Origin of the sequence: Peteryoungia desertarenae (assembly GCF_005860795.2) — a bacterium.
GTDB classification, from domain to species: domain Bacteria; phylum Pseudomonadota; class Alphaproteobacteria; order Rhizobiales; family Rhizobiaceae; genus Allorhizobium; species Allorhizobium desertarenae.
The window spans coordinates 901885-926870 of sequence record NZ_CP058350.1 but is presented as its reverse complement, the minus strand read 5'-3'; the positions used below and the strand labels follow the sequence as shown (position 1 = coordinate 926870).

At 57.5% G+C, this 24986-nt stretch carries 24 protein-coding genes; 17 read left to right on the top strand and 7 right to left on the bottom strand.

The window, feature by feature from the left end; genetic code table 11:
• Positions 1 to 122 precede the first annotated feature (122 nt).
• A complete protein-coding gene (gene pdxY, locus FE840_RS04340; RefSeq protein ID WP_138286909.1) occupies positions 123 to 1001 on the top strand; it encodes a pyridoxal kinase PdxY in 879 nt (292 codons plus the stop codon).
• Positions 1002 to 1080: 79 nt separating this feature from the next.
• Positions 1081 to 1722 carry a carbonic anhydrase gene (locus FE840_RS04335; RefSeq protein WP_138286911.1) on the top strand — a complete coding sequence of 214 codons (642 nt, stop codon included), beginning with the start codon at positions 1081 to 1083 and terminating at the stop codon, positions 1720 to 1722.
• Between the two features lie 59 nt (positions 1723 to 1781).
• Here FE840_RS04335 and FE840_RS04330 read toward each other — a convergent pair whose 3' ends face one another.
• On the bottom strand, positions 1782 to 2603 hold the full coding sequence (locus FE840_RS04330; protein ID WP_138286912.1) for a lytic murein transglycosylase: 822 nt from the start codon (positions 2601 to 2603) through the stop codon (positions 1782 to 1784).
• A 173-nt stretch (positions 2604 to 2776) separates the two neighbouring features.
• Positions 2777 to 3805, bottom strand: coding sequence for an aspartate-semialdehyde dehydrogenase (locus FE840_RS04325; protein WP_138286914.1), 1029 nt, complete (start codon positions 3803 to 3805; stop codon positions 2777 to 2779).
• Between the two features lie 380 nt (positions 3806 to 4185).
• On the opposite strand from FE840_RS04325, the gene FE840_RS04320 reads away from it, so the two are divergent.
• Complete coding sequence (locus tag FE840_RS04320) at positions 4186 to 4719, top strand: GNAT family N-acetyltransferase (protein WP_138286916.1); 534 nt, start codon at positions 4186 to 4188, stop codon at positions 4717 to 4719.
• A 20-nt stretch (positions 4720 to 4739) separates the two neighbouring features.
• Here FE840_RS04320 and FE840_RS04315 read toward each other — a convergent pair whose 3' ends face one another.
• Positions 4740 to 5138: a DUF2794 domain-containing protein gene (locus tag FE840_RS04315; RefSeq protein ID WP_138286917.1), complete on the bottom strand. Its 399-nt coding sequence runs from the start codon at positions 5136 to 5138 to the stop codon at positions 4740 to 4742.
• A 108-nt stretch (positions 5139 to 5246) separates the two neighbouring features.
• Positions 5247 to 6194 carry a LysR substrate-binding domain-containing protein gene (locus FE840_RS04310; RefSeq protein ID WP_138286919.1) on the bottom strand — a complete coding sequence of 316 codons (948 nt, stop codon included), beginning with the start codon at positions 6192 to 6194 and terminating at the stop codon, positions 5247 to 5249.
• Positions 6195 to 6363: 169 nt separating this feature from the next.
• On the opposite strand from FE840_RS04310, the gene chvE reads away from it, so the two are divergent.
• From chvE to FE840_RS04265, 9 genes are all read left to right on the top strand, one after another.
• A complete protein-coding gene (chvE, locus tag FE840_RS04305; protein WP_138286921.1) occupies positions 6364 to 7434 on the top strand; it encodes a multiple monosaccharide ABC transporter substrate-binding protein in 1071 nt (356 codons plus the stop codon).
• 104 nt (positions 7435 to 7538) lie between these two features.
• Positions 7539 to 9074 carry a multiple monosaccharide ABC transporter ATP-binding protein gene (gene mmsA, locus FE840_RS04300; RefSeq protein ID WP_138286923.1) on the top strand — a complete coding sequence of 512 codons (1536 nt, stop codon included), beginning with the start codon at positions 7539 to 7541 and terminating at the stop codon, positions 9072 to 9074.
• Positions 9074 to 10285 (top strand): multiple monosaccharide ABC transporter permease, encoded by a 1212-nt coding sequence (gene mmsB / locus FE840_RS04295; protein ID WP_138286925.1) that lies wholly within the window; start codon positions 9074 to 9076, stop codon positions 10283 to 10285. The genes mmsA and mmsB overlap by 1 nt, the downstream gene beginning before the upstream one ends.
• Positions 10286 to 10295: 10 nt before the next feature.
• Positions 10296 to 11261 (top strand): AraD1 family protein, encoded by a 966-nt coding sequence (gene araD1 / locus FE840_RS04290; RefSeq protein ID WP_138286926.1) that lies wholly within the window; start codon positions 10296 to 10298, stop codon positions 11259 to 11261.
• Positions 11262 to 11315: 54 nt separating this feature from the next.
• The gene (gene araD, locus FE840_RS04285) at positions 11316 to 13061 is read left to right on the top strand and encodes an L-arabinonate dehydratase (protein ID WP_138286928.1); all 1746 of its coding nucleotides are present in this window, start codon (positions 11316 to 11318) and stop codon (positions 13059 to 13061) included.
• Positions 13062 to 13073: 12 nt separating this feature from the next.
• The gene (locus FE840_RS04280; protein ID WP_138286930.1) at positions 13074 to 14003 is read left to right on the top strand and encodes a Gfo/Idh/MocA family protein; all 930 of its coding nucleotides are present in this window, start codon (positions 13074 to 13076) and stop codon (positions 14001 to 14003) included.
• Between the two features lie 27 nt (positions 14004 to 14030).
• Positions 14031 to 15545: an aldehyde dehydrogenase (NADP(+)) gene (locus FE840_RS04275; RefSeq protein ID WP_138286931.1), complete on the top strand. Its 1515-nt coding sequence runs from the start codon at positions 14031 to 14033 to the stop codon at positions 15543 to 15545.
• Between the two features lie 9 nt (positions 15546 to 15554).
• Positions 15555 to 16487 carry a 2-dehydro-3-deoxygalactonokinase gene (locus tag FE840_RS04270; protein WP_138286933.1) on the top strand — a complete coding sequence of 311 codons (933 nt, stop codon included), beginning with the start codon at positions 15555 to 15557 and terminating at the stop codon, positions 16485 to 16487.
• Positions 16488 to 16490: 3 nt separating this feature from the next.
• Positions 16491 to 17123 carry a 2-dehydro-3-deoxy-6-phosphogalactonate aldolase gene (locus FE840_RS04265; protein ID WP_138286935.1) on the top strand — a complete coding sequence of 211 codons (633 nt, stop codon included), beginning with the start codon at positions 16491 to 16493 and terminating at the stop codon, positions 17121 to 17123.
• A gap of 268 nt (positions 17124 to 17391) precedes the next feature.
• Here the strand turns inward: FE840_RS04265 and FE840_RS04260 are convergent, their stop codons facing one another.
• Together FE840_RS04260 and acnA are read right to left on the bottom strand one after the other, a co-directional pair.
• Entirely contained in the window at positions 17392 to 18171 is a 780-nt protein-coding gene (locus FE840_RS04260) for a DUF1223 domain-containing protein (protein ID WP_138286937.1), read from the bottom strand.
• 168 nt (positions 18172 to 18339) lie between these two features.
• Positions 18340 to 21033, bottom strand: a complete 2694-nt coding sequence (gene acnA / locus FE840_RS04255) for an aconitate hydratase AcnA (RefSeq protein ID WP_138286939.1) — start codon at positions 21031 to 21033, stop codon at positions 18340 to 18342.
• Positions 21034 to 21307: 274 nt separating this feature from the next.
• On the opposite strand from acnA, the gene ccmA reads away from it, so the two are divergent.
• From ccmA to FE840_RS04230, 5 genes are all read left to right on the top strand, one after another.
• Positions 21308 to 21955, top strand: coding sequence for a heme ABC exporter ATP-binding protein CcmA (gene ccmA, locus FE840_RS04250; protein ID WP_138286941.1), 648 nt, complete (start codon positions 21308 to 21310; stop codon positions 21953 to 21955).
• On the top strand, positions 21952 to 22611 hold the full coding sequence (ccmB, locus tag FE840_RS04245) for a heme exporter protein CcmB (protein WP_138286943.1): 660 nt from the start codon (positions 21952 to 21954) through the stop codon (positions 22609 to 22611). The genes ccmA and ccmB overlap by 4 nt, the downstream gene beginning before the upstream one ends.
• Positions 22612 to 22672: 61 nt before the next feature.
• Positions 22673 to 23452, top strand: coding sequence for a heme ABC transporter permease (locus FE840_RS04240; RefSeq protein ID WP_138286945.1), 780 nt, complete (start codon positions 22673 to 22675; stop codon positions 23450 to 23452).
• On the top strand, positions 23449 to 23622 hold the full coding sequence (ccmD, locus tag FE840_RS04235; protein WP_138286947.1) for a heme exporter protein CcmD: 174 nt from the start codon (positions 23449 to 23451) through the stop codon (positions 23620 to 23622). The genes FE840_RS04240 and ccmD overlap by 4 nt, the downstream gene beginning before the upstream one ends.
• Positions 23619 to 24224: a DsbE family thiol:disulfide interchange protein gene (locus FE840_RS04230; protein ID WP_138286949.1), complete on the top strand. Its 606-nt coding sequence runs from the start codon at positions 23619 to 23621 to the stop codon at positions 24222 to 24224. Before ccmD ends, FE840_RS04230 begins: the two co-directional genes overlap by 4 nt.
• A gap of 110 nt (positions 24225 to 24334) precedes the next feature.
• Here the strand turns inward: FE840_RS04230 and FE840_RS04225 are convergent, their stop codons facing one another.
• The gene (locus tag FE840_RS04225; RefSeq protein ID WP_138286951.1) at positions 24335 to 24985 is read right to left on the bottom strand and encodes a septation protein A; all 651 of its coding nucleotides are present in this window, start codon (positions 24983 to 24985) and stop codon (positions 24335 to 24337) included.
• Between the last annotated feature and the right edge of the window lies 1 nt (position 24986).

Below are 24986 nucleotides of genomic sequence, written 5' to 3'. Positions count from 1 at the left end.
AACCGCTTTCGTCAGGAAAAATCGTCAAATCTGTCGATTTAGAGACAAAAAATCAGCAAAGACCCGCCAGATCGACAGGGTCTGGCACCTAAATCGATGAAAAGTAGACCGGAACGCAAAAGATGCAAGACAAATCCAGACCGAGTATCATCGTCATTTCAAGCCACGTCGTTCGCGGTGCAGTCGGAAATCGTGCTGCAGTCTTTGCGCTCGAATCGCTTGGCTATCCAGTCTGGGCACTTCCGACGGTCATCTTACCATGGCATCCCGGTCACGGGGCTTCAACGCGGCTTGCGTTTGCCGATTCAGATTTTGAGCGCGCCGTCGATGATCTCATCCGGGCCCCATGGCTTGGGGAGGTCAAAGCAGTTCTAACCGGCTACTTTGGAAGTTCGAACCAACCGAGAGCAGTATCGAAACTGATCCGCATACTCCGGGAGAAAAACCCCGATTTTCTCTATGTTTGCGATCCCGTCATGGGCGATGTTGGCGGCCTTTATGTTCCGGAGGCGACCGCCACTGCAATCCGTGACGAGCTTTTGCCGCTCGCTTCGATAGCAACACCCAATCGCTATGAGCTCCAGTGGTTGGCAGGAGCACCGCTTGAATCGAATGCGGCGATTATCGACGCGTCGCTCTCTTTGGGACCAAGCCGCATTTTGGTCACGTCGGCCATTCCCATGATGGCCGGTGGTACAGGGAATCTGCTCCTGAGCGGGCGCTCGGCCTTGCTTGCCGAGCACCGCTTGATTGACAATCCGCCGAACGGTCTTGGCGACCTGCTTTCAGCTCTGTTTACAGCGCGCATTCTCGAAGGGCTGGAGGAAGAACGCGCCTTGCAGCTTGCTACGGCGAGTGTCTTCGAGATCCTCGCAAGGACTGCAAAACGTGGCGGTGATGAGCTTGCCTTGGCAACCGATGCATCAAGCCTATCAACACCCATGGCACTCGTACAAATACGTCGGCTCATGCATCCTTCGTACCGCCCGGGCGGGTCCTAAAGCAGAAAGTTGGATGTCTGGATTCTGACCTCCACCTTCCGCAGTTGCCAGACTCTTCGATGCGCTGTAAGCGAGTGGGATGCTCCATCTTCCCGAAAATTTGATCGACGGTTATCGAAATTTTATGAGTGGTCGTTATGACGACGCGCGTGACCGTTATCGAATGCTTGCCGAGCAAGGGCAGAAGCCGCAGACGCTGGTGATTGCCTGCTGCGATTCCCGCGTCGCCCCAGAAATGATATTCGACGCAGGACCGGGCGAACTGTTCGTCGTTCGAAATGTTGCGAATATGGTTCCGCCCTATGAGCCGGACGGTCAATTCCATGCCACATCCGCGGCCCTGGAATTTGCAGTACAGGCGTTGCGGGTCAGGGACATCATCGTCATGGGACATGGTCGCTGCGGAGGGATCAGGGCCGCGCTTGATCAGAGCGCCGCACCACTGTCGCCCGGAGATTTCATCGGTAAGTGGATGGGACTGGTCGCCCCTGCCGCGGAGCAGGTTCAGACTGACACCAGCATCAGCCCTTCCGACCGTCAGACGGCACTTGAGCGCATATCAATTCGAAACTCGATAGCCAATCTGCGGACCTTTCCCTGTGTCGCCGAATTGGAGCGCAGGGGGAAGATACAGGTCCACGGCACCTGGTTCGACATCAGCAATGGCGAACTCTGGATCATGAATCCGCATTCACTCGAGTTCGAGCTGATGCAGCGCTAAGGCCGCGTTGTTCGACCTAATCGAACGAAGAGACCTTCAGCCAAGAACGATACGACGCCTTACTGGCCATCGATCCTTGCCGCTATGTAAGCAATTGCCTGCTGATAAACGCCGGCTGCATTCCAGCCCTTGATTGCCTCAAAATTCGGTTCGCCCGGCTGATAGCCAGCACCCGGTCGCCATCCGTGACCCCGAAGGAAGTTCGCGGTCGACGCCAATGCGTCCGCTCGCGAGCGAACCATGTCGACATGTCCGTCACCATCGCCGTCGACGCCATAAAGGATCACGTTGCGTGGCAGGAATTGCGTCTGACCAATCTCGCCGTGCGCTGCTCCCTTGGCATTGACGTCGAGATCGCCTCGCTCAACCAGCTCCAACGCGGCGTAGAACTGTTCTGTGAAAAACTCACTCCGGCGGCAATCGAAAGCAAGTGTTGCCACTGCCGAAAGCGTATGTTCCTTTCCGAGAAAAGAACCGAAGCCCGTCTCCATGCCCCAGATTGCAATCAACGGGCCAGCCGGTACGCCGTAACGCTTCTCCAATCGTGAGAAAAGCGCAGCATTGTTTTGCTTCATGGTCTTGCCGCGATTGATAATCGTCTGGCCACCACGCTTCTGCATGAATTCGTCGAAGGAGAGTCTGAAACTACGCTGACCGCGGTCCGCCTTGATTGTGCTATTGCTATAGGACACGGTGGAAAATACCCGATCAAGCGTCCTCTTGTTGACGCCGCGTTCGACCGCTTCCTGCTTGAAGCGAGCTGCCCACTGATCAAATCCGGCAGACGTGTTGCTGCATTCGACTGCAGCAGCGGTGGTCGGAACAATGGTGAGCGCGGTCAAGGATATCAGAGCTGCCGACAAGGCAAGGGTAAGTCTCATAAGGACCTCTTAGATTAGCACTTGTTTGATTTCTTCGACATTGGCAGCGAATTGCGGAACTGTCACGCCGTCCAAGCGCGACACGCTCACCGAACGACTGAAACACGTTCACAATTTGATGAACTGTGCGCTCCCGTGCCCTTAATCACCGAAAGCGCACAGCGCCGGGTTTTTTAGGCTGACTTGGGGCTGAGAAGACCGCGGTTGACAAGCAGCTCGGCGATCTGAATAGCGTTCAGGGCAGCACCCTTGCGCAGATTGTCAGACACAACCCACATATTCAGCCCGTTCTCGACAGTGGCGTCCTCACGAATGCGCGAAATATAGGTCGCATCTTCGCCAGCACACTCGACTGGGGTGACGTAGCCACCATTTTCGCGTTTGTCGATGACGAGGCAGCCGGGCGCCTCGCGCAGAATGTCGCGAGCTTGGTCGGCGGTGATCTCGTTTTCAAATTCGATATTGACGGATTCCGAGTGACCGATGAAAACCGGAACGCGCACGGCGGTGCAGGTCACCTTGATCTTCGGATCCAGCATCTTCTTGGTCTCTGCCAGAACCTTCCACTCTTCCTTCGTGTATCCGTCTTCCATGAAGCTGTCGATGTGCGGTATCACGTTGAAGGCAATCCGCTTCGTGAACTTCTTGGCCTCGATCGGATCGGCAACGAAGACGGCGCGTGTCTGGCTAAAGAGCTCGTCCATGCCTTCTTTGCCAGCTCCAGAGACCGACTGATAGGTGGAGACAACAACTCTCTTGATCTTTGCAAAGTCGTGCAGCGGCTTCAGTGCCACAACCAATTGTGCCGTCGAGCAATTGGGGTTGGCGATGATGTTGCGCTTCTTGAAGTCGACAACAGCGTCCGGGTTCACTTCCGGAACGATCAGGGGAACGTCCTGATCATAGCGCCAGGCCGACGAGTTATCGATGACGACGCATCCCTGGGCACCAATCTTAGGCGACCACTTTTGTGACACCGTCCCCCCAGCCGACATCAGGCAGATATCGGTGTCGGAGAAATCATAGTTCTCCAGGTTCTGCACCTTCAGCACCTTGTCTCCAAAAGAGACTTCGGTGCCTTGCGACCGTGCGGAGGCCAAAGCCACGACTTCGCTTGCGGGGAAGCCACGCTCGGACAGAATGTTCAGCATTTCGCGTCCGACATTGCCGGTTGCGCCTGCCACTGCAATCTTGAAACCCATTTCAAAGCTCTCTTTCTGTCTCTCCGCGTATTGGTGAGGAGGAAGTTTCGCGCCGAGCGCGCGCCTTCCTTATCCCCGACCGTGCCGGGGAGAGAGCGGTGGCCGGAGACGTCAAACGGTTTTCGTCGTCGTTTTGGCCTTGGTCGTGATCGAGAGGAAATTGCATGCGGCGCCAATGGCGCTTTGCCATTGGTTACCTCTTCTCGCAGAGTTTAGCTCGCAGGAATGCATCGGTAGGTTTCCTCTTCGGATGCGAGGTATTATAAGGTTTTCGCCTTGAGTCAAGCGCTAGACGGCTCGACAGTCCAACACGGTTCTCAAGGCTTGCAGCGAATACACATTGATGTTTGCACCAGCCTCAAACTCTACATTGGACGACTATGAATTTTCAGATCAGAACTGCCCGCGTTGAGGACTTTGCCGCGATTACGAGGATCTATGAAGAGGCGGTCCTGCATGGAACGGCAAGCTATGAGCTTGTGCCGCCCAGCGAGCAAGAGATGATTACTCGCTGGAAGTCGATTTCCGAGGCACGCTATCCCTATCTTGTCGCTGACGGACACGATCATCGGATCCTGGGTTATGCCTATGCCTCTGCATTCAGAACGCGACCGGCATACCGCTGGCTTGCGGAAGATTCGGTCTATCTCGACCCATCTGCTCGGGGACAGGGCGTGGGCACGGCGCTTCTGGAAGCCCTGATCGATCAGTGTGAGAAAAGCGGCTATCGCCAGATGATTGCCGCTGTTGGCGGGGCGAGCGAAGCTTCGATAAAGCTCCACGCCAGATGTGGTTTCGAACTGGCTGGACGCCTCAGGGCGACGGGCTTCAAGCATGGTATCTGGCTCGACACAGTCTTGATGCAACGCCCGCTTGGTCCGGGCTGCACCACTGATCCGGATTTGGTCTTTTGATCCCGATCGGAGGATTCTGACTAGTCGAGAAGCTTCAGCTTCCTGTCAAAGACTTTAAGAACCTGACGGAGGTCATGGCCGCGCTTGAGTATCCGTCCATCCGATCCCACCACCGAGAAGGCTCCCTGCTTGGCGGCCAGCTTCGGATTTTTTTCGATGCGGTAGAGCGGAAACTCGCCTGATCGCTTGAAGACCGAGAACACAGCCTTGTCGCGAAGATGATCGATGGCATAGTCGCGCCATTCCCCCTCGCCGACCATGCGACCGTAAATCCACAATATCGCATCGAGCTCGCGGCGATGGAACGTCACCGGCAAGGGATCGAGCGACCGGCGATAGTCATTCAGATCTACGACGGTTCCAGGTTTATGTTCCACGGCTTCATGGCTGGGCCGCGTCCCCTCTGGCTGGTCGGTCATGCCGGCTCCTCACGTCTCGATTCACGACGGCTGTATGACAGTGTGCAGCAAGGTGATGAAATTGCAAGCGCCTGACCGGAACTGTCTGTCCGGTCGCGACATGCGCCGTCAGCCCTTGTTTCTGTTGCGGAGTTCGAATTCCTTGAGCAGAAGCTCTCGCAGACGGATGGCAATCGGCGTCATCCGTTTGCTCGAGAAGCTGATCAGATGATAGGGCATGACCGTCATCTCGACATCGACCTTCAAGGTACAAAGACCTGCCGTCCTTGTCTGACGGCACAAGAGGTCTGCGACCTCTCGCGACATCGGGGCGATCGCGTTGGATGAGGCTAGCATTGCAATCATCACCAACAAGGACGTCGTGTTCACGATATTGGCCGGAATAGGCGTGCCCTGTTCGATGAACACGCTTTCCACGGCCAGACGCAGTGGCGATCCGGGTGCCTGCATGACCCAGGGAAAATGTGTCATGTGGGACAAATGGACGTTGTCTACATTCACCAGAGGATGAGTCTGGTGTACGACAATGTCGACGTCCTCGGTGAAGGCATTGTCCACCCGAAATTGTCTGGGATCCATGCTGGCGGGAACGCGGCCAAGGACAAAATCGAGGTGACCGGCGATCAGATCATGAACAAGTTTGAGGCTCGGCGCGACGTCGACATGAACATCCGCGCCTGGCGCTTCATCCTTCAAGCTCTGGATGGCGGGCACGACGTAACCAACCGCTGCACCGGTGACCGCACCGACGCGAACGGTACCTGTCATACCCCGGCGGATTGCATCAACCTCACGGGCTGCTTCATGGATTTCCTCAAGCAGATTTTGAGCCCGTCGAGCAAGCGCTAAGCCAACAGGTGTCGGCTCCATGCCTTTGGGTGTCCTGTTGAAGACTGCTGTCCCGACATAACGCTCAATCTCGCCCAGCATGCGAGAGGCCGCCGGTTGAGTGAGGGCGAGCGCCTGGGCAGCAAGACTGAGTTGCCCCAGTTCTGCGATGGAACGGATCAGACTGAAATGTTTCGGCTGGAGCCGATGAACCATGTTTTCGGACATGATCCATATATCACTTGTGATATGCAGCAAGTCAAATTATTCATTTGATCGCTATACAGGGCAAGTTAAGACTCCCGCCAAGAGCAGGGGCTGCCATGCAACTCCGGTTCTTTTCTCGCAGGTACCAGGCGGACCCTGGTCCTGCACGGTATGACCAGGGAGGGTTACCATGAAGAAACTTGGCGCCCTGATTGCGTCCGTCGCAATCAGCATCGCATCCTTTACGTCCGTTTCCTTTGCACAGGATAAGGGAATTGTTGGCATCTCGATGCCGACAAAGACCTCGACGCGCTGGATTTCAGACGGCGAAACAATGGAGAAACTGTTCACGGAAGCCGGCTACGCACCGGACCTGCAGTTCGCCGATGACGACATTCCGAACCAGTTGGCTCAGATTGAGAATATGGTGACGAAGGGCGCCAAGGTTCTGGTCATCGCCGCCATCGACGGCACGACCTTGTCTGACATTCTTCAGCGCGCCTCGGAGTCCGGTGTCAAGGTGATTGCCTATGACCGCCTGATCCGCGACTCTGGAAATGTCGACTACTATGCAACTTTCGACAATTTCCAGGTCGGCGTTCTTCAGGCCGAGAGCCTCGTAGCCGGCCTCAAGGAACGCTTTGGCGATGTGAAGCCATGGAATGTGGAACTCTTCGGTGGATCCCCGGACGACAACAATGCCTTCTTCTTTTATGATGGGGCCATGTCCGTGCTGCAGCCGATGATTGACAGCGGCGAGATCGTGATCAAGTCCGGCCAGATGGGTATGGATCGGGTCGGTACGCTCCGCTGGGATGGGACTGTCGCTCAGGCGCGCATGGAAAACTTGTTGTCCTCTACCTACACAGAAGAAAAACTTCATGGTGCCCTGTCGCCTTATGATGGTCTGTCTATCGGTATCCTTTCGGCCTTGAAGGGCGTCGGCTACGGTTCAGGCGACATGAAAATGCCGATCGTGACCGGTCAGGATGCCGAACTGCCCTCGATCAAGTCCATGCTTGCCGATGAGCAATACTCGACCGTTTTCAAGGACACTCGTGAACTGGCAAAGGTTGCCGTATCGATGGTGGAAGCCGTCATGGGTGGCGCCGAGCCGGAAATCAACGACAACAAGACCTATGACAACGGTGTGAAGGTCGTTCCGTCCTACCTCCTGAAGCCAGTTGCGCTCGACAAGTCGAACGCCAAGGAAGTTCTGGTCAACTCCGGCTATTACACGGCCGAGCAAATCGACAACTAAGATCGTAAAGTCAATGGGCCCGCAGTCCATGCGGGCCCCTCTTGTTTGCTCTGGATCCTTCACGACACTTGCGCAAGAGCCCGCAAGCGCTCTGGAATACCTTTATGAACAATATCATTCTCGAGATGCGCGGCATCACCAAGACGTTTCCCGGGGTGAAGGCTCTGGACGACGTCAGCTTCAAAGTCCGCGAAGGCGAAATCCACGCTCTGGTTGGGGAGAACGGTGCTGGCAAATCGACGCTGATGAAAGTGCTCAGCGGAGTTTATCCTGCTGGCAGCTACACCGGTGAAATCCACTTTGACGGCAAGGTGCGTCGCTTCAGCACGATTTCAGACAGCGAAGAACTTGGCATTATCATCATCCACCAGGAACTGGCACTCGTCCCTCTGCTGTCGATCGCCGAAAACATCTTCCTCGGCAACGAGATCGCCTCAAAGGGGGTTATCGATTGGCCGCGCACCTTTGCGCGGACTCAGGAACTCCTGGCGAAGGTTGGGTTGAAGGATTCGCCCTCCACGAGGGTCACCGACATCGGTGTCGGCAAGCAGCAGCTTGTGGAAATTGCCAAAGCCCTTTCCAAAAAAGTCCGTCTCCTGATCCTCGATGAGCCGACAGCCTCGCTCAACGAAACGGATTCTGATGCGCTCCTGAACCTTTTGATGGAATTTCGCCGCCATGGCATGACCTCCATCATCATTTCTCACAAGCTCAATGAAATTCGGAAAGTGGCGGATCAGATCACCATTCTTCGCGATGGCGGTGCGGTCGAGACGCTGGACTGTCATACCGAGGAGATCTCCGAAGACCGGATCATCAAGGGCATGGTCGGGCGTGATATGGAGGACCGCTATCCGCCGCGCGTTCCCGATATCGGAGAAACCCTTCTCGAGGTGAAGAACTGGAACGTTTATCACCAGAACCACCGGGACCGGAAGTTTCTGCATGATGTGAGCTTTTCGGTTCGCGCAGGCGAAGTGGTCGGCATCGCCGGACTGATGGGTGCCGGTCGCACGGAAACAGCCATGAGCATCTTTGGTCGATCCTGGGGTCACAGGATATCGGGCGAAGTGATGATGCATGGCAAGCCTGTTGACGTCAGTACCATACCGAAAGCCATCAAGGCGGGTCTTGCCTATGTCACCGAAGACCGGAAGCATCTGGGTCTTGTCCTGAACAACAACATCAAGGACAACACGACACTGGCGAATCTGCCCGATGTTTCCAGCAAGGGGATCATCGACGAGCGTCGGGAGGCTGCCGTTTCCTCCGACTACCGGAACAAGCTCAGGATCCGCTCCCATTCGATCTATCAGGAAGCGGTCAATCTATCCGGTGGCAATCAGCAGAAGGTTGTCCTCTCCAAATGGCTCTTCACCAATCCTGAAGTGCTGATCCTGGATGAACCGACGCGCGGCATCGATGTTGGCGCGAAGTTCGAAATCTACACCATCATCAACCAACTCGCAGCCGAAGGGAAAGGCATCCTGATGATCTCGTCAGAAATGCCTGAGCTTCTTGGAACCTGCGATCGCATTTATGTCATGAACGAGGGGCGCATGGTGGCAGAGCTGTCCAAACAAGAGGCAAGCCAGGAATCCATCATGCGCGCCATCATGCGTTCTGGGGAGAAAAGCTAATGGCCACCGACACGAGACCCCAAGCCCCGAATGTCTCTGTGGGCGATTATCTTCGCAAGAATATACGGGAATACGGACTGCTGCTGGCGCTGGTCGTCATCATGCTGCTCTTCCAGTTCCTGACCGACGGGGTGTTGTTCCGACCGGTCAATATCACCAACCTCGTCTTGCAGAACTCTTTCATCGTCATCATGGCGCTGGGCATGCTGCTTATCATCGTGGCGGGTCATATCGATTTGTCCGTTGGTTCCATCGTCGCGTTCATCGGCGGTGTGGCGGCCATCATGCTTGTCCGATGGGACTGGTCACCGGTCGTGGTCGTACCGCTCTGCATCCTGATCGGTGCTGCCATGGGCGCCGCCCAAGGCTACTGGGTCGCCTATCAGAAGATACCATCCTTCATCGTGACGCTTGCCGGCATGCTTGTTTTTCGCGGGATGACCTATGTCATTCTTGAAGGACGCCCAATTGGTCCTTTCCCCAGGGAATTCCAGCTTCTCTCAACCGGCTTCATTCCTGATTTCCTGTCCTTCACCGATCCGGCGACGAGCGAAATCAAGAATTATGTGGCACTGATTGCGGTCCTCGCCCTTGTGGCCTTTGCGATCTACACGGGCATGCGCAACCGGCGACTGAATGATGAGCATGGTACGGAGAATGAGCCCTTCGTCTTCTTTGCTGTTCAGATGGCAATCATCAGCATTGTCGCGGTCTTTCTGGGCTATCAGCTCGCGACCTATCGCGGTCTGCCGAATGTCCTCGTCATCATGGCGGTCCTGATTGCCATCTATGCCTTCGTCACGACACGGACCACCATCGGTCGGCGCATCTATGCGCTTGGTGGTAACGAGAAGGCGGCCAAGCTTTCAGGTATCAATACCGAGCGACTGACGTTCTACGCCTTCGTCAACATGGGTGCGCTCGCCGCCCTCGCCGGAATGATCATTGCGGCGCGTCTCAACTCGGCGACCCCGAAGGCGGGTGTGGGCTTCGAGCTCGATGTGATCGCAGCCTGCTTCATTGGCGGGGCCTCTGCGTCAGGTGGTGTTGGCAAGATCACCGGTGCCGTCATCGGCGCCTTTATCATGGGTGTCATGAACAATGGCATGTCAATCATGGGCATCGGTATCGACTACCAGCAGCTGATCAAGGGTCTCGTGCTTCTGGCTGCCGTCTATTTCGATGTCTATAACAAGAACAAAGCAGTCTGAGGTCCGCCACATGTTTCTATCGCAACTGAAATCCGGCGGCGTCATATGCCGTGAAGGCGACGTGGCTCGTTTGGTGATCGGTTTTCAAACGACTTATGAGCTTGCAAAGGCCGCGATCGCGGCAAGGACGAGCCTTGCTCAACTGGTTGTCCGTCAGGGATATGGTGAGAGTGTCGATCTCCTGGCGCTTGCGGCAGAGAACAAGCTGGATTGCCCGGTGCGTCATCCGGATCCGGCCCATATGTATCTGACGGGAACGGGCCTCACACATACCGGCTCGGCATCGGCACGTGACAGCATGCATGCCGACACTGCCGGCATGAGCGACAGCATGAAGATGTTCCGCATGGGTATCGAGGGTGGGAAGCCACAACCCGGGGAAACGGGTGTTCAGCCGGAATGGTTCTACAAGGGCAACGGCTTCAATGCGATCGCACCAGGTTCTGATCTGGTCTCCCCGTCATTTGCACTTGACGGCGGCGAAGAACCCGAAATGGCGGGCTTCTACATCATTGGTGATGATGGAGCTGCCTATCGCCTTGGCTTTTCGGTTGCCAACGAGTTTTCCGACCACGTGACCGAAAAGATCAACTACCTCTATCTCGCCCACTCCAAGCTGCGACCTGCATCCTTCGGGCCAGAACTGCGCGTCGGGCCTTTGCCAGAAAGTGTGGAGGGGACTTCCCGAATCCTCCGCAACGGCACCGTCGTATGGCAAAAGCCCTTCCTTTCCGGGGAGGCGAACATGTCCCACTCGATTGCAAACTTGGAATATCACCATTTTAAGTACGCTTTGTTCTGCCTGCCGGGCGACCTGCATGTGCATATGTATGGTACCGCAACGCTTTCTTGCGCTGACGGATTCCAGACGTTAGAGGGCGATATCTTTGAAATTGAAGCCCCACAATTGGGTCTACCGCTTCGCAACAGGCTCGCGCAGGCTCCGCGCGAAGCCGTTGTCGTCAACATGCTGTGAGACCAGCGCGAACACATTTGATCGCGCACTCACCAAACAACACAGAGAAAGATCATGACAGACTTCAAACCGGCGGCCTGGCCGCGTAAACTCAGATCGCAGGAGTGGTTCGGCGGGACCGGGCGAGACGCCATCTATCACCGTGGCTGGATGAAGAATCAGGGATTTCCCGCAGATCTCTTTGATGGGCGCCCGGTGATCGGCATCATCAATACATGGTCCGAACTGACGCCCTGTAACGCTCATCTGCGCGATCTTGCCGAACGCGTGAAGAATGGTGTCTGGGAAGCCGGTGGCTTCCCCGTCGAAGTTCCCGTCTTCTCGGTCTCGGAATCGGCTCTTCGTCCCACTGCCATGATGTTCCGCAACCTCGGTGCAATGGATGTCGAAGAAGCCATTCGCGGCAAGCCGATTGACGGTGTTGTCCTCCTTGTCGGTTGTGACAAGACGACTCCCTCGCTGCTGATGGGTGCTGCATCCTGCGACCTGCCGGCCATCATGGTTTCCGGCGGTCCGATGCTGAACGGTTATTTCCGCGGCGAGCGCGTCGGTTCGGGAACGCATCTTTGGAAGTTTTCCGAAGCTGTCAAGGCGGGCGAAATGTCGCCTGAAGAATTTGTCGAGGCCGAAGCGAGCATGTCCCGCTCACCGGGTTCCTGCAATACGATGGGAACGGCATCGACGATGGCCTCGATGGTGGAGGCCATGGGCATGGCGCTCTCCGGCAATGCAGCGATCCCCGCCGTCGACAGCCGCCGTCGTGTGATGGCGCAGTTGACCGGTCGACGCATCGTCCAGATGGTCAAGGACGACCTGAAGCCCTCAGATATTCTGACCAAGAAAGCATTTGAAAACGCCATTCGCACAAATGGTGCGATTGGGGGCTCTACCAATGCTGTGGTCCATCTGCTTGCAATCGCCGGTCGTGTTGGAATTGATCTGACGCTCGATGACTGGGACCGTTGCGGACGCGGGGTGCCGACGATCGTTAACCTGATGCCATCAGGCAAGTACCTGATGGAGGAATTCTTCTATGCCGGTGGTCTTCCCGTGGTCCTCAAGCAGCTTGGGGATGCCGGTCTCCTGCATAAGGATACGCTCACCGTCTCGGGTGGAAGCCTCTGGGATGAAGTCAAGAATGTCCGCAACTGGAATGAGGATGTCATTCGTCCGGTGGATAATGCACTGACCCCTCACGGCGGCATTGCCGTCCTGAAGGGTAATCTTGCACCGAAGGGCTGCGTCCTGAAGCCCTCTGCGGCATCGAAGCATCTCATGAAGCATCGCGGTCGGGCTGTCGTCTTCGAGGATATCGACGACTACAAGGCGCGGATTAATGACGAGGCGCTTGATATCGACGAAACCTGCGTCATGGTGATGAAGTATTGCGGGCCGCGTGGTTACCCTGGCATGGCCGAAGTCGGAAACATGGGCCTGCCGCCCAAGGTCCTGCGAAAGGGGATCACGGACATGGTTCGTATTTCCGATGCCCGTATGTCCGGCACGGCCTACGGTACCGTGCTTCTGCACACGTCTCCCGAGGCTGCGAGGGGCGGTCCTTTGGCAATTGTCCGGAACGGCGATTTCATCGAGATCGACGTTGAAGCCCGCAAGGTTCATCTCGACATTTCCGATGAAGAAATGCAGCGCCGTCTTGCGGCCTGGAGACCTGCCGTTGAGCCCCCGTCGGGTGGCTATGCGCTTCTCTACCACAATCATGTCGAAGGTGCGGACACCGGCGCAGACTTCGACTTCCTCAAAGGATGTCGCGGGGCCGCTGTTGGCCGCGAGTCTCACTGAGCGAGGTTGACCATGTCCAAGCCTGTCAAACTGGCCCTGGTCGGGATCGGGAAAATTGCCCGCGACCAGCATATTCCCTCGATTGCGGGCGATGACCGTTTCGAGCTTGCGGCGGCTGTGAGCCGTAACGGTCGCGTAGATGATGTTGAGAATTACGGAGACTTTGATGTCTTCCTCAGAGATTGTCCTGACGTTCAGGCCGTCTCCCTCTGCACACCGCCGGAGGTTCGCTTTGACATGGCGCGCAAGGCTATTGCTGCCGGTCGCGATGTTCTTCTGGAAAAGCCGCCGGCAACCACGCTTGGTGAAGCCAAGGCTCTGGCTGACGCTGCGGCTCGGGCCGGCGTTGTCCTGTTTGCAACCTGGCATTCCCGTTTTGCACTCGGAGTGGTGCCAGCGCGCGCCTGGCTCGCCAAGCGCGAGATCAGGTCCATCGTAATCACCTGGAAGGAAGACGTCCGTCGCTGGCATCCGGGTCAGGCCTGGATTTGGGAAGCCGGCGGTTTTGGGGTGTTCGATCCGGGCATCAATGCACTCTCGATCCTGACTGCACTCGTCGACGAAGAGATCATAGTCGATCGCTCAAGGCTCGCGTTTCCAGCGAATCGGAAACAGCCAATCGCTGCATCGCTTGTCATGCGGACGGCTTCCAGGGTGCCGATCACCTGCGAACTCGACTGGCGTCAGGAAGGGCCGCAGACCTGGGATATCGAGATCGAGACCGATCTAGGAAAACTCACACTATCCAAGGGCGGCTCGGAACTCTATATCAGTGGACAGCTGGAGGAGAGTGGCCCCGATCGGGAATATGCGGGCATTTATGACCGTTTTGCCAAACTCATTCAGTCCCGCCAGAGCGATGCCGATTTTCGTCCTTTGCAACTGGTCGCTGACGCCTTTCTTTGCGGCGAACGACAGGAAGTCGAGCCGTTCCACGATTGAACGCCAAAACACAGGAGGAGCAAACCGATGACCCATGAGTTCACGGGGAAGCACCTGATTGCCGGGCAATGGCTTGGCAGCGAGAATACCTTTGATTCCTCGCCCGCACATGGGCCTGTCCATCGTTTTTATGCCGGCACTCCGGCTCTGGTTGATCAGGCCGTCAAGGCCGCAGAGGAGGCCTTTGAAACATATGGCTACTCCTCACGTAAAGAGCGGGCCGCATTTCTGGAGGCAATCGCCGAGGAGATTGACGCCCGCGGTGATGTTATCACGGAGATCGGTACGCAGGAAACCGGCCTTCCGGAAGCACGCCTGATTGGCGAGCGTGGTCGCACCACAGGTCAGTTGCGTCTTTTTGCATCGCATATTCGCAAGGGGGACTACCTGGACCGACGGCATGATCCCGCGATGCCCGATCGCAAGCCATTGCCGCGTGCAGATCTCAAGATGATCCAGCGCCCGATTGGACCGGTTGCTGTTTTCGGTGCATCGAATTTCCCGCTCGCCTTCTCTACTGCGGGTGGTGACACGGCCGCTGCCCTTGCTGCGGGATGCACGGTGGTTGTCAAGGCGCATGATGCCCATCCGGGAACGGGTGAAGTTGTTGCGGCAGCGATCGCAGCGGCGATCGCCCGTTGCGGCATACATCCAGGCGTATTCTCTCTTGTGCATGGTGGGAGCCGTGCTGTTGGGACTTCGCTCGTACAGCACCCCCTTATCAAGGCCGTCGGCTTTACCGGTTCGCTGGGCGGGGGTCGGGCGTTGTTTGATCTTTGCGCTCAGCGCCCGGAGCCTATTCCCTTCTTCGGGGAACTGGGTTCCGTCAATCCGATGTTCCTCCTGCCACACGCCATTGCTTCCCGCGGTGAAGCGATTGCCAAGGGCTGGGTTGGCTCATTGACGATGGGTGCCGGCCAGTTCTGCACCAATCCGGGCATTGTCGTCCTTCTCAAAGGCGCTGACGCTGACAGTTTCGTCGAGACGGCAACTGAGGCTCTTTCGGGAATTGGGCCGCAGACCATGCTCACCGACGGCATTGCCAAGGCCTATCGCGACGGCGCAACGCGTATTGCGAGCACCGAGGGAGTTCGGTCGGTCCTCACCTCCACCTGCGATCTGCGCAATGCGACCCCCTATCTCTTCCAGACCACCGCCAAGGAATGGCTCGACAACCATGTGCTCGGCGAGGAAGTTTTCGGCCCCCTCGGTCTCGTTGTTATCGCCGACAGCGAAGACGAAATGGTGGCTATGGCTCGCAGTCTACAGGGCCAACTCACCGCCTCGCTTCATGTCGAGGCGGGGGATGAGACACTTGGGAAGCGTCTGATGCCGATCCTGGAGCGCAAGGCGGGCCGTGTGCTGGCCAATGGCTTCCCGACTGGTGTTGAGGTTGCCGATTCAATGGTTCACGGAGGCCCCTATCCGGCCTCTACGAACTTCGGGGCAACGTCGGTCGGTACCCTATCGATCCGCCGCTTCCTGAGGCCGGTTTGCTATCAGGATATCCCGGCTGCCCTGCTGCCAAGCGACCTCGTCTGAGGAGCAGTCGTGACCACTTCGCCGTTCGCCGCACTCGTCGACTGGGGCACCAGCAATCTCCGTATATGGCTTGTCGACAGCCGAGGCACGGTCATCGGCGAACGGCAATCCGCCGAGGGCATGGGCAGTCTGGATAAGGCTGCCTATCCCGCGGTGCTGGAGCGGCATCTGACCGCCCTTGGCGCCTCCACAGATCTTCCTGTCGTGATCGCGGGCATGGCGGGTGCCCGGACTGGCTGGCGGGAGGCGCCCTATGTCGAGACTCCGGCGCCGTTGGTGGGGCTCTCTCAACATGCTGTCCAGCCGGATGGTGTCAGCCGCCGGGTCTATATTCTCCCGGGCATATGCCAGCGCGCAAACAATGCGTTTGACGTGATGCGCGGTGAAGAAACCCAGCTGGCCGGCGCGCTTGAACAAGGGCTGGACAATGCCCTTTTCTGCTTGCCCGGAACCCATTCCAAATGGGCTCTCGTCGAGGATGGCCAGCTTCGCCGTTTCTCGACCGTCATGACCGGCGAACTTTTCAATCTGATTAGCCGGCAATCCATCCTCCGGCTGTCCGTTCCCGAAGACGGTGATCCAGAAGCCAATCCGGAGATTTTCGACGCTGCTGTCGATCAGGCGCTGCAGCCCGGATTCGCACTGACCTCGGTACTGTTTTCAATCCGTGCAGAAGGCTTGCTTGCCGGCCAAGGGGCAAAGGTCAACCCGGAAGCTCGCCTTTCTGGTCTTCTGATCGGTGCCGAAATCGCTGCCATCCGAGATGACCTTCGGCGCCACGAAAGGGCTCATCTGATCGGCACGGGAAAGCTGACGCGTCTTTATGGCCGCGCCATCGCAAAAGCTGGCGGTGAGCCCGTGCAGCTCGATGGAGGCTTGCTGGTGCGTCGTGGCCTGCTTGCCTGTGCACTTTCGCTTTTCGACCATGAATTCAAGGACTGAACGATGACTGCATCCGTTGCCTGGCCCGCGCTTCGCCGCAACCTTGTCGCTATCCTGCGGGGGATCAAGCCGGAGGAGATTGAGGCGGTCGTGGAAGTCCTCGTTGAGGCTGGCTTTGAAGCGATCGAAGTGCCGCTCAACTCACCGGACCCCTTCGTCTCCATCGAGAAAGCGCGGATACGGGCGCCATCCAATGTCCTGATTGGTGCCGGCACGGTTCTTGACGTTGTACAGGTCGATCATCTTCGTGACGTTGGCGGTAACCTGCTGGTAACGCCGAATGTCGAACCCGAGGTTATTCGACGTGCTGTCGGTCATGGGATGGTGGCAATGCCGGGAGTGTTCACGCCCACCGAAGCATTGCTTGCGGCGAAGAGTGGCGCGTCTGCCTTGAAGTTTTTTCCGGCAAGCGTCCTCGGTCCATCAGGGATAGCCGCGATTAAGGCTATTCTACCTCCTCATCTGCCACTGGGTGCTGTTGGTGGTGTCGCAGACAAGAATTTTGCAGATTACTGGGCTGTCGGAGTGCGTGCTTTCGGTCTTGGTTCGAGCCTTTACAAGCCAGGGGACCCCGCTGCGTTGATTGGTGAGCGTGCTGTGAAGGCGGTAGCCGCCTATGACGCGCTGGCCAAATGAATGTTTCAGACGTTCCGTCCGGAGCGCTTTGCATCACTTGTCGATATGTGCGGCGGAATGGCGAGTGGGGCAAACTCGGATGATGGGTGACGGCTGTCACAATGTCGGTAAAGATTCGCCTGTTCGCCTCAATTTCGACAAACGCTCGCCAAAGTTAGAAATATAGTATAACTAACTTGGTTGGCGCGGTGCGCCAAACGGTCCGGTCTGGCGCATTGACCCCCTACCCCCAGCCCCCCAATGTTTCGGGCCGGACCACACCAAGTCTTCAGCTTGTCTTTTCCACAATCACAGTGGCTCCGAGGATTTCCGCGGGCTCGCCGCCATCTCCGGATGCTTGAAGCAATACCGCACAGCCGTCAGCTTTCTCGGAATTCAGAAGCTTTGCCGGCAAAGTGAGCTCGAGAGCATTCCCATCCCACATGCCGACTGTCTGAACGTCTGTCACACTGTTCCAGTAGGTGAGTTTCTGACCCATGTTCTCGCCCTTAAGAACCTCGACGACCTGGTTCTTCCGGAAGTAAACGACCACCACATTCGCCTTGCCTACGCCACGACCGACGGAAATCTTCAATTCCTCGCCGTCGCGTTCGAGTGCCACCGGAACCACCAGGCCATTCCCGGTCCGTTTCATCCTGTCGAGGCGAGCATTCAGCTCAGCAGTGTCGGTGCCCTTCAAGTGTTCGCGCCCGTTCAGAACCGCCTGGGGCGTATAGACACCATTGCGTCCAAAGGTCTTGGCATATCCGTATTGGCGTGATGTGTTCTCGGAAGTCGCCAGCGTATCGGCCCAACCCAGATAATTCCAGTAGTCAACGTGATAGGCAAGGGCGACGACGTCACCTTGTTGAACCATGCGTTCAAAGGCACGATCAGCCGGCGGGCAGGAGCGGCACCCCTGGGAGGTGAAGAGTTCAATCACTCCCTTTGGATGGAACCCTTGCTCAGCTGATGCTTTTGTGCCGAACAGTCCGAGGCACACAGCGAGCAATGCGAAGACCGGTCGCCAATGCCAATTCAGGCTCGCAATTCGTGTCAGTTTCAACATTGATCAGATGCGCCTCATTTTCGGTGCTGCACTGATAACGCTTCCCACTCTGAGCGGGAAGTCACGATGGGGTGAAACTGTTGTTAGCGTTCTGCGGGTTCCCAACGTGACCAAACGAAAGGGGCCGCCAGTTGCCCGGCGGCCCTTCATCGTCAGGTGTTCAGCCTATCAGGCTGCAAGATCGCGCAGAACGGTCTGCAGGATGCCACCATTGTTCATATAGGTGACTTCGTCCAGCGTATCGATGCGGCAGAGCAGCGGTACGTCCTTCACGGTGCCGTCCGAGTACGTGATCTTGGCTATCTTCTTCTCGCGCGGCTTGATCTCGCCTTCCAGGCCCTCGATCGTGACGAGTTCATCCCCCTTCAGGTTCAGCGAAGCCCAGGTGGTGCCTTCCTCGAAGGTAAAGGGTACGACGCCCATGCCGACGAGGTTCGAGCGGTGGATACGCTCGAAGGACTGCGCGATGACGGCCTTGACGCCGAGCAGATTGGTGCCCTTGGCGGCCCAATCGCGCGACGAACCGTTGCCGTATTCGACGCCGGCGAAGATGACGAGCGGAACGCCCTCTTCCTTGTACTTCATCGCTGCATCGTAGATCGACAGCTCTTCCTTGGACGGATAGTGGATGGTGTAGCCACCTTCCTTGCCGTTCGGGCCAAGCATGTGGTTGCGGATGCGGATGTTGGCGAAGGTGCCGCGCATCATGACTTCATGGTTGCCGCGGCGCGTGCCGTACTGGTTGAAGTCCGCCACAGCAACCCCGTTTTCGGTGAGGTAGGCGCCTGCCGGGGATGCCGCCTTGATCGAACCGGCCGGGGAGATGTGGTCGGTGGTGATCTTGTCGCCGAAGAGACCGAGGACGCGGGCGCCCTTGATGTTCTTCAGGCCCGAGCCGGTCTTGCCCATGCCAACAAAGTAGGGCGGGTTCTGGACATAGGTCGACTTGTCGTCCCAGGCATAGGTCTGGCCTTCCGGAACCTGGACGGCCTGCCAGTTTTCGTCGCCCTTGAAGACGTCGGCATACTTCGATTCGAAGAGTGCGCGGGTGACATATTTCTGGATGAATTCCTGCACTTCGGCAGAGGTCGGCCAGATATCCTTCAGATAGACCGGGTTGCCGTTCTGGTCTTCGCCGATCGGCTCCTTGGTCAGGTCCTTCTGGACCGTGCCGGCGAGCGCATAGGCGACGACGAGCGGCGGGGAGGCGAGGTAGTTCGCCTGGACGTCCGGCGAGATACGGCCTTCGAAGTTGCGGTTGCCCGAAAGAACGCCAGCAGCGATGATGCCCTTGTCGTTGATCGTCTTCGAGATCGGGCCCGGCAGCGGGCCGGAGTTGCCGATGCAGGTCGTGCAGCCGAAGCCGACGAGGTTGAAGCCGAGCGCGTCGAGTTCCTTCTGCAGACCCGACTTCTCAAGGTATTCGCCGACGACCTGGGATCCCGGTGCGAGCGAGGTCTTGACCCAGGGCTTCGTCTTCAGGCCCTTGGCAACGGCGTTGCGCGCCAGGAGGCCGGCGGCTATCAGCACGCTCGGGTTCGAGGTGTTGGTGCAGGAGGTAATGGCGGCGATTGCCACGTCACCATGGCCGAGATCGTAGTCGGTGCCTTCGACGGCCCAACGCTGGGAGAGCTGGCCCGGCTTCTTGTAGTCGCCTTCGAGAGCAGTTGCGAAGTTCGGGGCGATGGTTTCGAGCGGCAGGCGGCCTTCTGGACGCTTCGGGCCGGCCATCGACGGTACGACGTCGCCGAGGTCGAGTTCGAGCGTGTCGGTGAAGACGAGCTGCGAGCCGTCATTGTCGCGCCACATCCCTTGAGCCTTCGAATAGGCTTCGACGAGTGCGATGCGCTCCTTGGAGCGGCCTGACATGTCGAGATAGCCGACGGTGGCCGAATCGACCGGGAAGAAGCCGCAGGTCGCGCCGTATTCCGGACCCATGTTGCCGATCGTCGCACGGTCTGCGACCGGCAGCGTATCAAGGCCGGGGCCGAAGAATTCAACGAACTTCGAGACGACGCCCTTCTTGCGCAGCATCTGCACGACGGTCAGAACGAGGTCGGTCGCGGTGACGCCTTCCTTCAGCGTGCCGGTCAGCTTGAAGCCGATAACCTCCGGCAGCAGCATGGAGACTGGCTGGCCGAGCATGGCGGCTTCGGCTTCGATACCACCGACACCCCAGCCGAGAACGCCAAGGCCGTTGATCATGGTGGTGTGGCTGTCGGTGCCGACGCAGGTGTCAGGGTAGGCGATGGTTTCGCCGTCCTCGTCCTTCGTCCAGACGGTCTGGCCGAGATACTCGAAGTTCACCTGGTGACAGATGCCGGTGCCCGGGGGAACGACGCGGAAGTTCTTGAATGCCTGCTGGCCCCACTTCAGGAAGCGGTAGCGCTCGCCATTGCGCTGGTATTCCAGTTCCACGTTGCGGGCAAATGCCGTCGGCGTGCCGAATTCGTCGACGATAACCGAGTGGTCGATGACAAGGTCGACGGGAACGAGCGGATTGATTTTCTCCGGATCACCGCCGAGCGCCTTGATGCCATCGCGCATGGCAGCCAGATCAACAACCGCGGGAACGCCAGTGAAGTCCTGCATCAGAACGCGCGCAGGGCGATAGGCGATCTCGGCTTCGGTCAGGCCCTTGTTGACGAGCCATGCAGCGCAGGCTTCGATATCGGCCTTGGTGACGGAACGACCGTCTTCGTTGCGCAGGAGGTTCTCAAGCAGAACCTTCATCGAGTAGGGGAGCTTCGAAACACCCTTCAAGCCGTTCTCTTCGGCCTTGGGAATGCTGTAATAGACATAGTCTTTGCCATCGACGGTCAGAACCGACCGGCAATTGAAGCTGTCGAGTGATTTAGCCACGGATAGAAACCCCGCTTATACTGATAGCCAACACAATCGTGCGGACGCCTATGCACTTCATGCACATCAGGATGCGGGTACGACCATTTCCGCTGTCCGCCCGTGAAAACTGCTCTTCGCAATGATCAAGTTCGGCACAAGGATGAACTTCACGCCGGCCGCTGGCGTGGTTGCAGGTCTTATAGATAATTTCTAAGAAAGGTACCAGACCAACCAACGGCGAATTTCGACATTTTTTGAAAGGCGATAGAGACGTCGCCGAAAGGCCAACAGAATGCGGCTCTGCGCTGAAAATCTCTCTGCCCGACGCGGTGAAGATCTCCTTTTCCTTAATGTTTCCTTTCAGTTGGAATCGGGAGGTGCCCTGTTGCTGACGGGCGCAAATGGATCGGGAAAGTCCACGCTTTTGCGTGTCGTTGCGGGTCTGCTGCAGCCAGAATCAGGTCGCGTCCAATGCCAGATCGATGATGGCTCCGAGATGCGTCCCGTGCCCGAACTGTCGCATTATCTTGGCCACAAAAACGGGATGAAGCGGGAACTGACCGTCGGCGAGAACCTCGATTTCTGGAAGCGCTATCTGGGGGATACATCGCCTGGCCGAAGCCTTGCTGTGGAAGAGGCAGCCGATGCGGTGGGTTTGAGCGGTATTACCCATCTGCCCTATGGATACATGTCCGCCGGTCAGCAGAGGCGATTTGCGATGGCGCGGCTGCTTGTTGCCCACAGGCCGATCTGGATCCTTGATGAACCGACGGCCGCACTCGATGCAAAGGCCGATCTGATGTTCGCCAATCTGGTAAAGCAACACCGGCAGGGCGGGGGGATTGTTCTTGCCGCAACCCATCAGCCCATCGGCCTCCAGGATGCGCAGCAGATCGTCATGCAGGGTTTTGTCTATTCCGATCTGGAGATCGCAGAATGATGGCTTTGTTTCTGCGCGACCTGAAGCTTTCCATCCGTTCCGGAGGCGGGGCGCTGATTGGAGTGTTGTTTTTCATGACGGTTGTTGCCGTCATCCCCTTCGGTGTCGGTCCCGATCTCAATCTTCTCTCCAGGATCGGTCCGGCGATCGTATGGATTGGCGCGCTTCTATCGGCTTTGCTGGGTTTGGATCGGCTGTTTCAGGCCGAGCGGGATGATGGCGCTCTGGACGTCATTCTGATGCAGGACACACCATTGGTAATGACTGTCTTCGTCAAATGTCTGGCCCATTGGGTGGCGACCGGCTTGCCGCTCGTGATCGCGTCGCCTTTGCTTGGCCTGTTCATGAACATGAGCGAGATTGCGATCGGTGCCGTGGCAATCACACTCCTGATTGGTTCGCCTGCAATTACTTTCATCGGCGCTGCCGGTGCCGCTGTTGCGGTTTCTCTCCCGCGAGGTGGCCTGCTTGTCTCTATCCTCGTCTTGCCCCTGGCCATCCCGGTTCTTATCTTCGGTGTCAGCGCAACCTATGCTGCGGTTGAAGATCCCGCACCTTTCCTGCCGCCCTTTCTGATCCTTTCGGCACTTACCCTCTTTTTTGCGGTTCTGGGGCCGCTAGCGGCGGCACTCGCGCTGCGAAATGCCACAGATTAGTGATCGGTTCGTTTGACAGGGATCAATTGCAGCGGGCCTTGAGACAGGGTAGAAACAGCGCATGACAGACACGAGCCTCGGCATCAACAAGATTGGTGATCTTGCCAATCCAACACGCTTTCTCGCCCTTTCGGCGCGGCTTTTGCCGTGGATGGTGGCCATCACGGCTGGCCTCTTCGCAATTGGCCTCTATATGGGCTTTACCAGCGAGGGCGACTATCAGCAGGGTGATACGGTGCGCATCATGTATGTGCATGTCCCGTCAGCCTGGCTGTCGATGATGTGTTACACGGTGATGGCGCTCTCGGCGATCGGCACGCTGGTCTGGCGTCATCCGCTGGCCGATGTCAGCCACAAGGCTGCCGCGCCACTTGGTGCCGCCTTTACGCTGATCGCCCTCGTTACGGGATCGCTTTGGGGCAAACCAATGTGGGGCACATGGTGGGTCTGGGATGCGCGACTGACGTCGGTCTTCGTTCTGTTTCTCATGTATCTCGGCCTCATCGCCCTGAACCGCGCGATGGACGATGCATCCAAGGCTGCTCGCTTAAGTGCCGTCCTGATCCTGGTCGGGTTCGTCAACATTCCGATCATCAAGTTTTCCGTCGACTGGTGGAATACGCTCCATCAGCCGGCAAGCGTCATGCGGCTGGATGGTCCGACCATTCATCCGGAATTTCTCTGGCCGCTTCTCGTGATGGCAATCGCGTTCACCCTACTGTTTTTCACGCTTCATACGATGGCGATGCGCAACGAGATCTGGCGCCGCCGCATCAGCGCCCAGCGCCGTATGGCTGCGCGGCAGGCCGGTCGCGAGACTGTTGCAGGAGTTGCGACATGACCCATGCCTTTTACGTTTATGGTTCCTATGTCGCGACTGCGCTCATTCTGTTTGGAATGATTGCCTGGGTCTGGCTTGATGGTCGTGCGCGTCAGGCAGAGTTGAAGGCGCTTGAGGCTGCCGGGATTCGCAGACGCTCGGCTGCTGCCCAGACCAGGGAAACGGAATGACCACGCAAAACAGCGAGCAAGGTGATACCGACAAGGGCAAGGGACGTCTGCTGATTGCCCTTCTTCCACTTGCAGTTTTCCTGGTGATCGCGGGGACTGCTGGCAAGATGCTTTATGAGCAGGATGTGCACGGGAAGGATATCTCCGAAATCCCGTCAGCCCTTATTGGCACTGTTGCGCCGACGCTTGCCTTGCCGCCGCTTGAAGGGTCAGAGCGACCTGCCCTGACGACAGCGGAGATCAGTGGACGATTGACGCTGGTCAATGTCTTTGCGTCCTGGTGTATCCCGTGCCGTGATGAACATCCGTTCCTGATGCAACTGGCTGAAGACGACCGGATCAATCTGGTCGGGATCAATTACAAGGACCGGACCGAAAATGCGCTTCGCTTTCTCGGTGAGCTTGGCAATCCGTTTTCTGCGATCGGTGTCGACCCAAATGGCAAGGCGGCGATCGATTGGGGTGTCTACGGCATTCCCGAAACCTATCTCGTCGCACCTGATGGAACGATCCTCTACAAGAAGGTCGGTCCGTTCGATACGCGCTCTGTTGAGACGCAATTGATGCCGGCCATCGAGAAAGCACTGGCGGGTGCGTCCTGATCCACCGGTGCCCCTGCAGTCATTGAGAGACGATCTGAACGGCGGGCAGGCGTGGCGTCACCACCAGCAGCAGGAGATACAGCCGTTTTTTTGTCCTCTGGAGGTCGAGTTCAAGGCTTCTGGTCCGGCCTTGTTTCTTCCAGCGAGTGCTTCATGATCAGTGGCATCTGGGCAAGGGTGAAGAGGATTGTGATCGGCATCGTGCCCCAGACCTTGAAGCTGACCCAGACATCATCGGAGAAATTGCGCCAGACGACTTCGTTCAGGACCGCAAGGAACAGGAAAAAGATGCCCCAGCGCAGCGTCAACTTGCGCCAGCCTTCCGCGTCGAGCTGGAAGGCGGCGTTGAAGACATAACCCAGGAGCGAGGTTCCGAAGGCGAGCCCGCCGAGCAGGACCACGCCGAAGAGCGTGTTGACGATCGTCGGCTTCATCTTGATGAAGATTTCGTCCTGCAGCCAGATCGATAGACCACCGAAGATCAGGACTACCACGCCGGACACAAAGGGCATGACCGGCAGGTGCTTGAACACGATTTTCGAGATAACCAGCGATATCACGGTGGCAACCATGAAAAGTGCCGTTGCAATCAGCAGCGGCCCGCCGATCGCGGTCAATTCAGGAAAGGTTTTAGCCAGCCATTCTGCGCGCAGATTGCCAAAGAAGAAGACCAGCAGCGGGCCGAGTTCGAGAGCCATTTTCAGCATGGGACGCTGCTTTTCGGCCTGAGAAGACTGGGTATCGGTCGACGTATCCGACATA